17 protein-coding genes are annotated in these 13,951 nt (G+C 60.8%); 6 read left to right on the top strand and 11 right to left on the bottom strand.

The features are described from left to right. Window positions 1-12 precede the first annotated feature (12 nt). From ppk2 to SJY10_RS08705, 3 genes are all read left to right on the top strand, one after another. The gene (gene ppk2 / locus SJY10_RS08715; protein ID WP_386681615.1) at window positions 13-882 is read left to right on the top strand and encodes a polyphosphate kinase 2; all 870 of its coding nucleotides are present in this window, start codon (window positions 13-15) and stop codon (window positions 880-882) included. Further along, a complete protein-coding gene (locus SJY10_RS08710) occupies window positions 875-1,492 on the top strand; it encodes a TetR/AcrR family transcriptional regulator (RefSeq protein WP_386681614.1) in 618 nt (205 codons plus the stop codon). The genes ppk2 and SJY10_RS08710 overlap by 8 nt, the downstream gene beginning before the upstream one ends. 102 nt (window positions 1,493-1,594) lie before the next feature. Next, complete coding sequence (locus SJY10_RS08705; RefSeq protein ID WP_386681612.1) at window positions 1,595-2,107, top strand: acyloxyacyl hydrolase; 513 nt, start codon at window positions 1,595-1,597, stop codon at window positions 2,105-2,107. Here the strand turns inward: SJY10_RS08705 and SJY10_RS08700 are convergent. From SJY10_RS08700 to SJY10_RS08675, 6 genes are all read right to left on the bottom strand, one after another. Continuing rightward, complete coding sequence (locus SJY10_RS08700; protein WP_386681611.1) at window positions 2,104-3,183, bottom strand: ABC transporter ATP-binding protein; 1,080 nt, start codon at window positions 3,181-3,183, stop codon at window positions 2,104-2,106. The two genes, SJY10_RS08705 and SJY10_RS08700, sit on opposite strands and share 4 nt — an antisense overlap. Continuing rightward, on the bottom strand, window positions 3,180-3,980 hold the full coding sequence (locus SJY10_RS08695; protein ID WP_386681609.1) for an ABC transporter permease: 801 nt from the start codon (window positions 3,978-3,980) through the stop codon (window positions 3,180-3,182). Before SJY10_RS08695 ends, SJY10_RS08700 begins: the two co-directional genes overlap by 4 nt. Then, the gene (locus tag SJY10_RS08690; protein ID WP_386681607.1) at window positions 3,977-4,852 is read right to left on the bottom strand and encodes an ABC transporter permease; all 876 of its coding nucleotides are present in this window, start codon (window positions 4,850-4,852) and stop codon (window positions 3,977-3,979) included. Before SJY10_RS08690 ends, SJY10_RS08695 begins: the two co-directional genes overlap by 4 nt. Before the next feature lie 189 nt (window positions 4,853-5,041). After that, window positions 5,042-5,545 carry a 30S ribosomal protein S9 gene (gene rpsI, locus SJY10_RS08685; RefSeq protein ID WP_386681604.1) on the bottom strand — a complete coding sequence of 168 codons (504 nt, stop codon included), beginning with the start codon at window positions 5,543-5,545 and terminating at the stop codon, window positions 5,042-5,044. Then, window positions 5,545-6,006 carry a 50S ribosomal protein L13 gene (gene rplM / locus SJY10_RS08680; protein WP_386681601.1) on the bottom strand — a complete coding sequence of 154 codons (462 nt, stop codon included), beginning with the start codon at window positions 6,004-6,006 and terminating at the stop codon, window positions 5,545-5,547. Before rplM ends, rpsI begins: the two co-directional genes overlap by 1 nt. 160 nt (window positions 6,007-6,166) lie before the next feature. Continuing rightward, window positions 6,167-7,606: a PLP-dependent aminotransferase family protein gene (locus SJY10_RS08675; protein ID WP_386681599.1), complete on the bottom strand. Its 1,440-nt coding sequence runs from the start codon at window positions 7,604-7,606 to the stop codon at window positions 6,167-6,169. Window positions 7,607-7,692: 86 nt separating this feature from the next. Here SJY10_RS08675 and SJY10_RS08670 point away from each other — a divergent pair, with 86 nt between their 5' ends. Further along, window positions 7,693-7,920 carry a DUF1127 domain-containing protein gene (locus tag SJY10_RS08670; RefSeq protein ID WP_386681597.1) on the top strand — a complete coding sequence of 76 codons (228 nt, stop codon included), beginning with the start codon at window positions 7,693-7,695 and terminating at the stop codon, window positions 7,918-7,920. Between the two features lie 58 nt (window positions 7,921-7,978). Here SJY10_RS08670 and SJY10_RS08665 read toward each other — a convergent pair whose 3' ends face one another. Then, window positions 7,979-8,398 (bottom strand): PaaI family thioesterase, encoded by a 420-nt coding sequence (locus SJY10_RS08665; RefSeq protein ID WP_386681594.1) that lies wholly within the window; start codon window positions 8,396-8,398, stop codon window positions 7,979-7,981. Between the two features lie 51 nt (window positions 8,399-8,449). On the opposite strand from SJY10_RS08665, the gene SJY10_RS08660 reads away from it, so the two are divergent. Then, window positions 8,450-9,235, top strand: coding sequence for an enoyl-CoA hydratase (locus tag SJY10_RS08660; protein WP_386681592.1), 786 nt, complete (start codon window positions 8,450-8,452; stop codon window positions 9,233-9,235). 219 nt (window positions 9,236-9,454) lie between these two features. On the opposite strand, the gene SJY10_RS08655 is transcribed toward SJY10_RS08660, so the two are convergent. From SJY10_RS08655 to SJY10_RS08645, 3 genes are all read right to left on the bottom strand, one after another. After that, on the bottom strand, window positions 9,455-10,924 hold the full coding sequence (locus SJY10_RS08655) for a carboxypeptidase M32 (RefSeq protein WP_386681590.1): 1,470 nt from the start codon (window positions 10,922-10,924) through the stop codon (window positions 9,455-9,457). Window positions 10,925-10,926: 2 nt separating this feature from the next. Continuing rightward, the gene (gene ctaA, locus SJY10_RS08650) at window positions 10,927-12,066 is read right to left on the bottom strand and encodes a heme A synthase (RefSeq protein WP_386681587.1); all 1,140 of its coding nucleotides are present in this window, start codon (window positions 12,064-12,066) and stop codon (window positions 10,927-10,929) included. A gap of 114 nt (window positions 12,067-12,180) precedes the next feature. Then, window positions 12,181-12,906 carry a GNAT family N-acetyltransferase gene (locus SJY10_RS08645; protein WP_386681584.1) on the bottom strand — a complete coding sequence of 242 codons (726 nt, stop codon included), beginning with the start codon at window positions 12,904-12,906 and terminating at the stop codon, window positions 12,181-12,183. A gap of 66 nt (window positions 12,907-12,972) precedes the next feature. Here SJY10_RS08645 and msrB point away from each other — a divergent pair, with 66 nt between their 5' ends. Beyond that, entirely contained in the window at window positions 12,973-13,365 is a 393-nt protein-coding gene (gene msrB, locus SJY10_RS08640) for a peptide-methionine (R)-S-oxide reductase MsrB (protein WP_386681581.1), read from the top strand. A gap of 66 nt (window positions 13,366-13,431) precedes the next feature. Here msrB and SJY10_RS08635 read toward each other — a convergent pair whose 3' ends face one another. After that, window positions 13,432-13,893, bottom strand: a complete 462-nt coding sequence (locus SJY10_RS08635) for an outer membrane protein assembly factor BamE (protein ID WP_386681579.1) — start codon at window positions 13,891-13,893, stop codon at window positions 13,432-13,434. Window positions 13,894-13,951 lie beyond the last annotated feature (58 nt).

Here is a 13,951-nt window from a genome sequence, read left to right as displayed (position 1 = left end):
CCGGAGGATATCATGTCCAAACCTTTCGACGGCGGCATCAGCCGCTACTTTGAACAGCACGCAACCCAGTCCGTGCGCGACGCTATCCGCGACGCTAAAAAGGGCGAAATTCTGCAGCCGAGTTTTCCCTACACGGATCGCTGGGACAAGGACGCCTACGAGGATGCCCTGAAAAACCTGCAGATCGAACTGGCCAAGCTGCAGGCGGCGGCCCAATCCGACGGTCAACGCATCGTCGTGGTGTTTGAAGGCCGCGACGCGGCAGGCAAAGGCGGCACGATCAAACGCTTTCGCGAAAACATGAACCCGCGCCATGCCCGCGTCGTCGCCCTGTCCAAACCGACAGAGGTCGAGGCGACCCAGTGGTATTTCCAGCGTTATATCGCCCACCTGCCCGCCGCCGGCGAAGTCGTATTCTTTGACCGCAGCTGGTATAACCGCGGCGTTGTCGAACATGTTTTCGGCTTTTGCACTCCGGCAGAACGGGAAGCCTGGTTCAATCAGGTTACGGCCTTTGAAAAACTGCTGGTCGACGACGGCATCAAACTGTTCAAGCTGTGGCTGAACGTGGGGCGCGCCACCCAGTTAAAACGCTTTCTGGACCGCGAAAGCGACCCTCTTAAGCAGTGGAAGCTTAGCCAGATCGACGTGGACGGCCTGCGCAAATGGGACGCCTATACCGCCGCGATCACGGAAACGCTGGACCGCACCCATACGGATGCGGCCCCCTGGACCGTCATCCGCGCCGACGACAAACGCCGCGCCCGGGTCAATGCCATCCGGTCCGTCCTGCTGCCGCTGACCTATGCCGGCAAATCCGATGCCGCCATCGGCGATCTGGACCCGAACATCGCCGGAGCACCGCCTCTTAATCATGGTTAAGCGCGGCTACCACCATGGCAATCTGGCGCAGGCCTTGGTCGATGCCTGCCTACGCCTGATCGAAGATCGCGGCCCCACCGGCTTTACCCTATCCGAAGCGGCCCGCGAAGCCGGCGTGACCCCCGCTGCCGTTTATCGCCATTTCCAAGGCCGCGACGATCTGATCGCAGAGGCCGCCTTGCAAGGCTATCATCTGTTCGCTGAACGGATGGAAGCCGCCTATGCCAGCGGTATCCCTTCGGATCTGCAGGCCTTTCTGGCAACCGGTGCCGCCTATCTGGATTTCGCCCGCGAAAATCCGGGCCATTATGTTGCGATGTTCGAAAGCGGCGTGTCGATCAACCGATCGCCTGCGCTGCACAAAATCGCCACGCGCGCGCTGGGCGTGATGGAGAAAGCCTCTTTGCAGCTTTCCCGCCATATTCCGGCCGACCGCCGCCCTCCGCCGCAAATGTTCGCGGCCCATATCTGGGCGCTGTCCCACGGCGTTGTCGAACTTTTTGCCCGTGGCAGCCCGGGCACAAAAAGCCCTTATCCACCGCAGGACCTGCTGGAAACCGGTATTGGCATCTATTTGCGGGGGCTTGGTATTTTGCCACCTGACGCCTGATCGCCTGCTTTGGATCAAGGCGCGGCGGGATGCGACTTGCCTGCCGATCCGGGATGGCTCACAACAACGTTAACCTTATCGTGACCCAGCAGGAGCAGTCAGATGGACGGTACACTCGCCGCAATTTTCGTGATCACCAGCTTGACGGATATGGCGCTGACGGATTGCCCCACCGGATGCCTTGCCCCCAGCGACGCCCCCGCGCGACTGTCATTCCAATTGGGCGATGTGCGTTTTAACGAAGACCGGATCGGTCAGGAATTATATGTCGGCTATGACATGGGGCAAAAGCACGGGCCGTTCCAGACGACAATCGGCGCATCCGTGACCGACGAAGGGGCCGGATGGATCGGTGCGGGCGGCAAATGGACGAGCACTGACCTTCTGCCTGGCCCGTTCTTTATCGAATCGACCTTGATGCCCGGTATCTATCTTCAAAGCGACGGCCCTGATCTGGGCGGAAGCCTGCAATTCCGGTCCAGCCTTGGCGCCGGCATCGCCTTTGACAACGGGGCAACCGTGACCGTGGCCTATGACCACCGGTCCAACGCCGATACGGACATCACCAACCCGGGGCTGGAAGTTCTGTCGATCCGCTATGCCATGCCGCTCTAGAATACCACGATGGCCCGCTCATCCCAAGCGATGCGGGTCTGGGCACCAACATCCAGGACAGGGCGGCCAATCAGGTTTTTCATCGCGATCGTAAGGGGATCAGGCACCCCCTTCACGCGCACATCATAGTAGGTCATGTCGCCGTAATAGACAACTTCATCCACGACAGCAGGCGCTTCGTGGCGGCTAGCCTTTTCGCCATCAAACAGGATCGCCAGCGTTTCAGGCCGGATCCCGATGGCCACTTCGCCCGGCCGCGCGCCTTCGGGGGCCTGCGCCGCTGGCACATCAGTGACGCCAAAGCCGGCAATATCCAAGGTAATCACCTCACCCGCCGCCGTCACCTGCCCGGGCAGAAAGTTCATCTTGCCAATAAATTCGGCCACCCGGCGCGAGTTGGGACGGCGGTACAATGTCTCTGGATCGGCCAGCTGGCCGATCTCTCCGGCGAACATGACGGCGATGCGGTCAGACATGACCAGCGCCTCTTCCTGATCATGCGTGACCAGAATAAACGTGATACCCACAGCCCGTTGCAGGCGGATCAGTTCCACCTGCATATGTTCGCGCATCTTCTTGTCCAGCGCCGATAAAGGCTCGTCCAGCAACAGCACCTTGGGCTTCAGGATCAGTGCCCGCGCCAGCGCAACGCGCTGCCGTTGCCCCCCGGACATGGCATGGGCCGCCCGCTTGCCATAGCCCGCAAGGCCCACCATGGTCAGCGCCTCTTCGACAGCTTTGGCCTTGTCAGCCTTGCTCATCCCCGACTTGCGCAGACCAAAGGCGACGTTTTCCCCAACCGTCAGATGCGGAAAGATCGCATAGGACTGGAACACCATATTGGTGGGCCGCTGGTTCGGCGGCACATCGGCCATATCCTTGTCGGAAATCATGACCGTGCCGCCCGACACCCCCTCAAACCCCGCAATCACGCGCAGCAACGTCGTCTTGCCGCAGCCCGACGGCCCCAGCAAAGAGAAAAACTCCCCCGCCCGGATCGTCAGGTTGATATCGCGCAAGGCATGATAATCGCCGTAGTATTTATCTACGCCGCGCAGTTTGATCAGGTCGGTCACAAAAAGCCCCCGGTATCGGTGCCACCGGCGCGGCGCACGCCCCGGCGACGGAATATTTCGGCAATGGTCAACAAGATGACCGACAGCGCCACAAGGATCGTCCCCAGCGCCATGATGACGGGCAGCGATTTGGGAAACCGCAACAAGCCCCAGATATAAACCGGCATGGTCGGGTTGGACCCGGTCAGGAAGAACGCGATGATGAATTCATCCAGACTGATGGTAAAAGAAATCAGCATCGACGAAATGATCCCCGGCATGACCAGCGGCAGCGTCACCAGGCGAAACGCGCTCCAACGGTTTTCGCCCAGATCAAGCGCGGCCTCTTCCATCGCGGGATCCAGCGCACCGAATGCGCCATTCAGGATCGCGATGGAAAACGGCGTGCAGATCAGCACATGCGCCATGATGATGGTCCAGTTGCCAAGGCTAAGCCCCAGCACCTGACGCAGGATCACCAGCAAGGCGACAGCCACGATAATTTCCGGCAGCACCAGCGGCAGCATGATAAATCCGGTGATGCCCTTTTTGCCTGGAAAGTCCGACATCGACCCCGCCCGCGCGGCACACAGCCCCAGGATGGTCGCGAATACTGCAGTGCAAACCGCAATGATCAGCGAATTTTTGACTGCCGCATGCAGCGCACGGCTTTGCGTGAGCTCTGCAAACCAGTCCGTCGTGAAACCGGACAATGGAAAGGCGATAATCGTCGCATCATTGAATGCAAAAATCGGCAATAGCACGATCGGGGCATACAAAAATACAAGATAGGCAATGGCGTAGACCCGCAACTTCATGTCCGTCCCCGCAAATATTTCCGGTTCAGGAATACGAAAAGCAGCGAAATCGCCGTAACGCACAGCATCGCGACAATAGCCAGCGCAGCCCCAAGCGGCGCGTTATTCAACTGCAGGAATTGGGTCTGGATCATATTCGCAATCAACTTGCCCCCGGCACCGCCCATCAGCTCTGGCGTGACGTAATCGCCGATTGTCGGAATGAAAACAATCAGAACCGCGCCCACAACGCCGGGCATCGACAGCGGCAATGTCACCCGCAGAAACGTTGAAAATTTCGATTCGCCAAGGTCCTGCGAGGCTTCCAGCAGCGACCGGTCAATCTTTTCCAAAACAACGAAGATCGGCAGGATCGCAAAAGGCGCAAAGGCATGGGCCAGCGTGATAATCACCGCGTTCACGTTATAAAGGATAAAGGTCAGCGGCTCGTCAATGATCCCAAGCTGCTGCAGGCCGGAATTGATCACCCCGTTATAGCCCAAAATGACCTTCCACAAAAACACGCGGATCAGATAGCTGGTCCAGAACGGAATGGTGATCAGAAACAACCAAAGGCTCTTTTTACTGGGATGCACGTGGAAGCTGATGAAATAGGCGACCGGATAGGCCAGCACCACCGTCACCGCCGTCACGATCCCCGATACCATTAAGGAGCGCTGCAACAACAACCCGTAAATCGGACTTTCCCAGATCGCGCGGTAATTGGCGGTGGTAAAGGTCGTATCGACCGTCATGAAATCCTGCGTCCAGAAACTGAACAGCACGATCGCCCCCAGCGGCACCGCCAGCAGCAGCAGGGCATAGACCAAAGGTATGCCAAGCAGCTTGATACTGCGGGTCTGGTCCTTGGTAAGAGTCGCGAATTTTGCCATGACACCAACAGTTTCGCCAACCGCGCAAAAGATCAATCCCGGATCGCACCTGCGCCCTTCTTCTGGTCATAAATATCCCGGGGGACGGCCAAAGGCCGGGGGGCAGCGCCCCCTCCGCCCTCGCCGCGGCACGCAACGAAAAAGGGCGGCCCGACCGGACCGCCCTTTCCCAAACCATAAATCCAAAGCTTAACGCTTGGAGAACTGGAAGCTCTTACGGGCTTTCGCCTTACCGTACTTCTTACGCTCGACGACGCGGCTGTCGCGGGTCAGGAAGCCGGCAGCTTTCAGGGCTGCGCGCAGGGTCGGATCGTACAACTGCAGTGCCTTAGACACGCCGTGCTTGACCGCACCGGCCTGACCGGACAGACCACCGCCGGCAACCGTTGCCATCACGTCAAACTGGCCAACAACGCCAGCAATCTGGAACGGCTGCTTCAGGATCATCTGCAGAACAGGACGGCTGAAGTAATCGTCGATTGCCTTTCCGTTCACGGTGACCTTGCCGGAACCCGGCTTGATCCAGACGCGTGCAACAGCGTCTTTACGCTTACCGGTCGCATAGGCGCGGCCATGGGCATCACGAACGGGCTCGCGCGGGGCAGCCATCGGAGTTTCAGAGCCTTGCACACCGCCGATATCGGCAGTCACGGCATTGCCCAGCTCTTCAAGAGAGTTGATCTGATCGGCCATTATGCGGTCCTCGTGTTCTTCTTGTTCATGGACGCGACGTCCAGAACTTCGGGCTTCTGGGCTTCCATGCCATGCTCCGTGCCTGCGAAAACGCGCAGGTGGGTCATTTGCTGGCGGCTCAGCTTGCCGCCGGGCAGCATGCGCTTGACGGCCTGCATGACGACCCGCTCGGGGTGCTTGCCATCCAGGATCTCGCCCGTGGTGCGGAACTTGATGCCGCCGGGGTGGCCGGTGTGCCAGTAATTCTTTTCTTCGCGCTTGTTGCCGGTGATCTGCACTTTTTCAGCGTTGATCACGATAACATTGTCGCCCATATCCATGTGCGGCGTGAAGGACGGCTTGTGCTTGCCGCGCAGACGCATGGCGATGATCGATGCAAGACGGCCAAGGACGACGCCTTCAGCGTCGACGATGATCCATTTCTTGTCGATATCCGCCGGGGTAGCGGTAAAGGTTTTCATATCTCACCAGAGTAATTCGGGGGCCTTCGCAGACCCGTCATTCGGATGGGCGGGTTATAACCGCAGAAAACTTACCGTCAAGCGCGCCGAACCGTAATTTACCTTTCCAAAACAACACCTTGCAATTAAGGTACAATAATACCCCATGCAATCTGCGCTTTTACACTGCGATTCTGGCCGGCGGCGCATCCAGAAGCCCGCGCAACTGGATCATGGCAGCATGAAAGGCGTCATGACCCACCTCTCCGTTCACGGCGATCCGGACCGCATGCACCATGCGGCTGTCACGCTGCACAAAGGCCTCGGCCGATTTGAGCACGATGCCGCAAGACTTGGCCGCATCGACAAAGGCACCGGCCCGCCAGGGGGCCGGCAGGGTCAGCCAGACAAAGGGCGCGCCGTCGGCCCAGGCCAGATCGTAGCCGTCCAGCACCTGCACGGCGCTGGCCACATCCTGCGCAATCCGCCCCGTGACCGCTGCGATGATCCCCGGCAATTCCGGCGCAGCCATGACATGCGCATAGGTATGACACACCAGCTGCGACACACCAAAACTGTGGCCCGTCGCCGTGCGTACCAGCGCCCGTGCGCAGGTCTGCGGGGCCACGACAAAGCCGATGCGCAGCGCCGGCGTCAGGGACTTCGACGGCGATGTGACATACCACCCCAGTTCCGGCAGCAACGCCCGATAGCTTGGCCCGATGCGCTGCGTGCGGCTATAGCAATCGTCGTCAATCACATGCACCCCGTGGCGCTGCGCAATCGCGGCGATCTGAGCCCGCCGTGCCGGTGACGTGGCCCGCGTCGTCGGGTTACACACCTCGGCCGCGGTGCAATACAGCTGAACCCGGTGATGGCGCACCAGCTGGGCAAAGACCTCCACCTCCGGCCCCTCATCATCCCAAGGCACGGAATAAACTTCGGCACGGCACAGCTCTGCCGCGCTGCGAAACCCGTTATAGCTCAACTCGTCCACCAGGATCACCGGTGAAGGTCCATGCAGGACGGTCTGCATGATCATCACCACCGCGTTCTGACCACCATGGGACAGCACGATATCTTCGATATTTGCGGGCCCGACCGCCTGCGTGTCCAGCACGGCGTGAAACGCCGCCCGGGCAGCCGCATCCGTGGTGCGGCTGGGATAGCGCATCAGCAGCTGTTCGGGCTGCGCTGCAACCTCGGCCAGAACCCGTGCCATCAGCGCCGCCTGCCCCATATCCGGCATCCGCGGGCTGACCAGATACCCCGGCGCGATCTGTTCGATATGAAAATCCGCCAGCAGCGACGGTGCCATGTTCTGGGCGATATCCTCTGTCAGGCCCGGCGGGACATGCGCGGGGCGGTCCGCCACAAACGTGCCGCGCCCGACGCCGGCAACCAAAATACGATCGTCGATCAGAACCCGATACGCCCGCGCCACAGTGCCCGGCGTCACCCCGACGCGAAACGCCAGATCCCGCACCGGCGGCAATTGGGAACCGGGCGGAAGCTGCCCAGACAACACCCCTTCGCGGATCGCATGGGCCAAAGCCTCGTATTTCGACCGCGCGCCGCCAAGCGATAACTCTGGCGTCCACTTTGTATCCGATACAATCATTTTCTGGACGCCCCCATTTTCGCATTGTACCCCTTACACCATAGCAAAACGCTATCTTGTGTCAATACAATTTAAGGAATGATCCCATGGCCGTCGCACTGCACGCCGCACAACTCTCGCTTCTGAACAGCCAGGCATCCTTGCCCAAGCTGGCCCAGTTTTGCGTGATGGCTGCCGTTGCCGTGACCGTCTGGGACATGCGCCGAAAAACCCGCAAAGCGCTTGCAAAAGCTGAACCGCATACCCTGCGTGACATCGGCATGACCCCGGGACAAGCGCGCCGCGAAGCCGATAAGGCCTTTTTTCAGCGCTGAATGAGACGACCCCGAGCGACTTGGCCAGCCTGCGGGCTGGCCTTTTTTCGTTGATCCATCAGCTTGGCGGAATGGCATAGGTCAGGCTGGCCCGGGCGACGGGCTGATCCAGACCTTCGGAATGTATCAATACATCTCCGACCGCCAATTGCCGGCCCAGTTTCAGCAGACGACAGGCGCACAAAAGATCGACACCGCTGGCCGGCTTGCGCATGAAATCGATGCTGCAATTGGTCGTCACCGCCAGCGCCACCGGCCCAAGCCGCGACAGGATGGCCAGATAAACCGCGACATCCGCCAGCGCGAACATGCTTGGCCCCGAAATCGTACCACCAGGCCGCAAATGCCGATCCGCCACCTTCAGCCGCATACACAGCCCGCTTGCGTCAAGCTGCTCGATCCCGAAATCCGCCGCGACCTGCGGAAACGCCTCCTCCAGAAACGCTTCAAGCGCGGCAATATCCATCTTCAGTTCCAAAAGCGGCCTCCCTGCCCTAACCTTACACCAGACAACCGCATAGGGGTGCCCATGACAATCCTGACCAGACATGACGATGCGCATATCGCAACCTTGACGATGACCGCACCGGACCGGCTGAACGCGCTATCCACCGATATGCTGCAGGCCCTGCACGACGCTTTTGATACGCTCGCCGCTGATGCGAACATTCGCGTGGTCATCCTGCGCGGCGCAGGTCGGGCCTTTTGCGCAGGCCACGACCTGAATGAACTGCGCAGCCTGCGGGCCCAGCCTGACAAAGGGGCCGCTGGCCTCAAAGCCCTGTTCGATCAGTGCGCCGCGCTGATGATGCGCATCCAATCCCTGCCCCAACCCGTTATCGCGCAGGTCCACGGCCTTGCCGCAGCCGCAGGATGCCAGCTCGTTGCCACATGCGATCTGGCCGTCGCCGAAGACAGCGCCCGCTTCGGCGTCAATGGCGTGAATATCGGCCTGTTCTGTTCCACCCCCATGGTCGCCCTGACCCGCAACATTTCTGCCAAGATGGCGTTCGAAATGCTGACCACAGGCCGCTTTTTGCACGCATCAGAAGCGCAACACCAAGGTTTAATCAACCGCACCGCCAGCGCAGAAAACCTTGATGCCGAAACCCGCGCCCTTGCGACAAGTATTGCGCAAAAACTGCCCGCCGCCCTGCGCATCGGCAAAGCTGCCTTCTACGCCCAATCCCAGATGAGCACAGCGCAGGCCTATGGCTTCACCGGTGATGTGATGGTGGAAAACATGGGGCTGGAGGCAACCGCCGAAGGCATCGATGCCTTCCTGTCAAAACGCCCGCCAAACTGGCCTGCCTAAACCAGCGCGCCCTCCAGAATAACCGACGAAGCCACTGGCATCGCAACAAACAGCCCCCCAAGCCATCTTCGCGCATACGCCCTTCTTCTGGTCACAAATATCCCGGGGGACGGCGAAGCCGGGGGGCAGCGCCCCCGCAGGGCGCCGCCCAAACCACGCCTTCAGCGCGTCACCCAGACAACCGGCTCCAAAGCAGCCAAGACACCCGCGCCCATCCACCTAGAGCCCGTAAATTGCCCCGAATTTCGCTTCCAGATAGTCCAGCAACGGCCCTTCGGTCGGTGCCCCGCCAGAGGCATCCGCAATCAGATCGCGCGGCGTATACAACCCACCATGGCACTGCACCTTGCTCCGCAGCCACCCTGTTGCCCGGGACGTATCTCCCCCCGCCAGATCATCATCCAGATCAGGCACATCGGATCGCAATGCGGCATGCAGACACCCTGCGTAAACATTGCCCAGCGAATAGGTCGGGAAATAACCGAACAGACCTTCGGACCAATGCACATCCTGCAGAACACCGTTGGACGGCCGATCGACAGCAAAGCCGAAATCGCTGGCGAAACGGTCATTCCACGCCGCCTCCAGATCGCCGACCAGCAGGTCGCCCGATACCAGCGCCTGCTCCAAATCAAAGCGCAGCAACACATGCAGGTTATACTGCACCTCGTCGGCCTCGGTCCGGATGAAACCGTCAGCCACGCGGTTCACGCAGGCAAAGAAATCATCCGCCGAAGCAATCCCGAAATCGCCAAAGCGGTCCTTCATCTGACCAAACAACCAGCCGGTAAAGGCACGGCTGCGCCCGATCTGATTCTCGTAAATCCGGCTCTGGCTTTCATGCACACCCATGGACACACCAGCACCCAGCGGCGTCAGCAGGTAATTACGGTCGATGTTCTGCTCGTAACAGGCATGCCCGACCTCGTGGATCGTAGAATAAAAGCAGTTGAACGGATCGTTTTCATTGGTCCGCGTAGTGATCCGCACATCCAGACCAGAGCCAGAGGAAAACGGATGCAGCGCCTTATCGATGCGGCCATTGTTCAGATCATAGCCAAAGGCCAGTGCCAAATCGCGGGTCAGTGCCATCTGCTCACCTTCGGGGAAGGTGCCGCGCAGCACCGGTGCCGGTGCCTTGTCCCGGATCGCCCCGCGCAACGCCACAAGGCGCGGGCGCATCGCGCCAAACATAGCCGACAGCTGCGCTGCCGTGGCACCGGGCTCGTAATCATCCAGCATCGCGTCATAGGCATCAGCGCCGCCGGCAATCGCCTGCGCTTCCTCGCGCTTCAGCTGCAGCACCTTGTCCAGCGCAGGCAAAAAGGCCGCGACATCCTCGTCAGCGCGGGCCTGCGCCCAGATCCGGTGCGCCCGGCTGGTTTCTCGCGCAATGGCAGAGGCAAGCTGCGCCGGCACCTTGGCCGTCCGCTCGAAACTGCGGCGGATGTGCCGGATCTGCGCCGCGGCCACATCATCCTCGGCTACCGCGGTTTGCAGCCAGCCGCCGATACGCGGATCAATCCGCCGCGCATGCAGGACAGAGGCCATGGCCCCATGTTCCTCTGCCCGCTGCTCGACCGCGCCGCTCGGCATCATCGTCTCCTGATCCCAGCCCAACCGGCCCGCGACCTGCGCCAGCGCTTCCGTCTCGTGCACGAAATCTATCAAATCACTATAGTCACTCATACTCACGCCTCTCTGACGGATTGCGGCAAGGGGTAGCGGGACAAAAACCGCGCACGCAGGATCAGAACCCACAGAACGACCGCGCCAATCTGGTGAACGATAGCCACATGCGGTGCCGCCATGGTCATCACGGTCGCGATGCCCAGTACCATCTGCGCCACCATCATCGCCATCATCATGGCATAGGCGCTGCGCGTACGCCGGTTCGCGCTGCGGCGGCTGCGCCACCAAACGAACAGACCATAGGTAAACAGGATGTAACCCATCATGCGATGGATGAACTGCACCGTCCCCTCATTTTCGAACAGGTTCCGCCAAGCGGGCGTCAGCTGCCACATATCAGGGGGCAAGAATCCGCCCGCCATCAGCGGCCAGTCGGGATAGGCGCGGCCCGCATCAATGCCAGCCACCAGCGCCCCCAGCACGATCTGCACAAAAGCGAGCACCATCAACGCAGTGCCAAGCGTCCACAGCCGCGCATCCCCGGCCCGTCGCGCCACCAGCAAATCAGGTGATCGGCGGCCAATTTTCAAAATGTACCACGTGATGAAACCAAAGATGACAAAGGCCAGCCCCAGATGGGTCGCCAGCCGATACGACGCCACATCCGTGCGCGCACCTTCAAGCCCTGATGACACCATCCACCAGCCAATCGCGCCTTGCAGCCCGCCAAGTGCGCCAATGAAAAACAGCCGTCCGGTCCACCCCGCCGGGATCTTGCGTGCAGCAAGAAAGCCAAAGAAACCAAAGGCCCAGACCAGACCGATCACCCGGCCCAGCTGCCGGTGCCCCCATTCCCACCAATAAATCGTCTTGAACTCGGCCATGCTCATGCCGGTGTTCTGCAACTGATATTCTGGGCTGGCTTGATATTTCGCAAACTCTGACTGCCACGTCGCATCATCCAGCGGCGGCATAGCTCCCGTCACGGGCGCCCATTCAGTGATCGACAGCCCCGAATCCGTCAGCCGCGTCAGACCGCCCACGGCAATCATCACCGCCAGCAATGCAAAAAGCACCATCAGCCAGCCCCGGATCGCACCGCGCGCACCTTGCCCGCGCTTGTCGATCCCGCCGGGCGTAGCGATCTGCTTTTGCGAGGTGCCGACCTCTTCGAAAATACTGCGGGGTTTGGTGGCCATGCAAGAAACTCCTGTTATCGCCGCGCAACCTAAGCCCGCCCACAGGCAGGGGCAAGCGACACAGGGACGCGGCCCGGCTTTCATCTGGCCAGAAAACTCCCGCCGGAGGCAGCTCTACCCCGCCAGGGCCCGCAACGCCCGCGCCCGCGCGGCCGGCACCGCATCCACGCTCAGCGCGGTAAAGACATGCACCGTATCCATGACCGGATCGACCACCGCGTGATCACCGACCCACCCGCCAAGGTTCAGATAACTGCGCAGCAAGGGCGGCAAACCTGACAGCGCGGCGCGGCGATCCGGCACGGGTCCGGTCAGCGGCAGGGTCTGCGCTGCCTTTACGCGCGGCAGTTGCGCCGCGGGGCCGCGATGATACTTTCCCAGCAGCGCAAGCGCCTCTGCGTGCCGTTCAGGCACGGCACCGGGGAAACTGGAACAGCCGATCAACAAACCGGCCCCTTCGGCATCGACGATTCCCGTCAATGCCCCCCACGCCAGTCGCAAGACATCCGCGCTGGCCCCCGGGGCTGCGCAAAAGCGGCCGACCTCTATCACCGGGCGGCCGTAGCCTGCCAAAGGCGTCAGATCATAGGCGCTGGCCGTATAACTGGCCCCCAGGGCCGCACCGTCCGGCAGGACCATCACGCGGCAGGTGCCGACCAATCCGTCGTCGCCGCCGATCATCACATGCCGGCACAGCGCATCATAGGCATCCGCATCCACGCCTCTGGCGGCAAAGAAACAAGCATGGCGCAGCGCCTGGCAGGCCGCCAGATCATCCGGTGTGCGCGCAAGCCGCACACCAAGGCGTCCTTTGTGGAACGATACCGTCACGCAACCCATCTCCTTGGCGAGCCATCGCCTCCGCCCTACATGACAAACGAGAAGTATGCAGGAAAGATGACACAGATGGACAAGATCACCAAAACCGAAGCGGAATGGAAAGCGGAATTGTCGCCAGAGGCTTTTAAGGTGCTGCGCAAGCACGGCACGGAACGCGCCGGCACCCATGACAATTTCCCAAAGGAGCCAGGCATCTTTGCCTGCAAGGCCTGCGGCCATCCGCTGTTCGATCAGGACACCAAATTCGAATCCGGCACCGGCTGGCCGTCTTTCTATGCCCCCATCGACACCGACGCTGTGGGCGAAAAGGAAGACCGGTCGCTTTTCATGCGCCGCACCGAAGTGCATTGCGCCCGCTGCGAAGGGCACTTGGGCCATGTTTTTCCCGACGGGCCGGCGCCGACAGGTCTGCGCTATTGCATGAACGGCGTGGCAATGACCTTCAAGCCGGACGCCTGAACCTGACTGCCACGAAAAAGGGGCCGCAACACGGCGGCCCCTTCTGCAAAAGTCGCCGATAAGGCGTTATTCGCTGATCAGATCCTCGGCGTTGAACCGGCCAACGCTGCCCAGCAGCTGCCGCAGGAAGGTGTTGTTCGCAACGCTGTCTTCTGTCACGCGGCGCGACAGGGTGACGACATTGCCATCCTGTAGGGTAAAGCGTTCGATATTCGACACGGTGCCCGCATTGCTGAAGCTGATCGCCACGACCTGTCGGTCCTTTTCAACCGGCGCGCCCGGCCCAAGCGTCTCAAAACGGCTTTGCACATAATAGAACGCGCTGTCACCGATGGTGCCGGTTGTTGTTGCGGGGCCAAAGTTTGCGGTGATGGTGTCGCGCGTATCGAAACCGACCGTCACGGCCGCCAGTTCGCTGTCGGTCGGCACATAGCCGTAATTGCGCACAATCGGAGAGCAGGCGACAGCAAAGGCCAGCCCGCATCCGATGATAAGACTGCGAAACCCAGCGTTAGATCCGTTCATCATGGCGCGCTCTTCCTCGTAACCGATGGCCCTGCGGCCCTTGCCTTGGCGCGATACGCCT

The organism is Loktanella sp. R86503 (assembly GCF_042466455.1).
Classification (GTDB): Bacteria; Pseudomonadota; Alphaproteobacteria; order Rhodobacterales; family Rhodobacteraceae; genus Loktanella.
The sequence above is the reverse complement of the archived record's forward strand: the minus strand, read 5'-3'. Positions and strand labels throughout refer to the sequence as shown.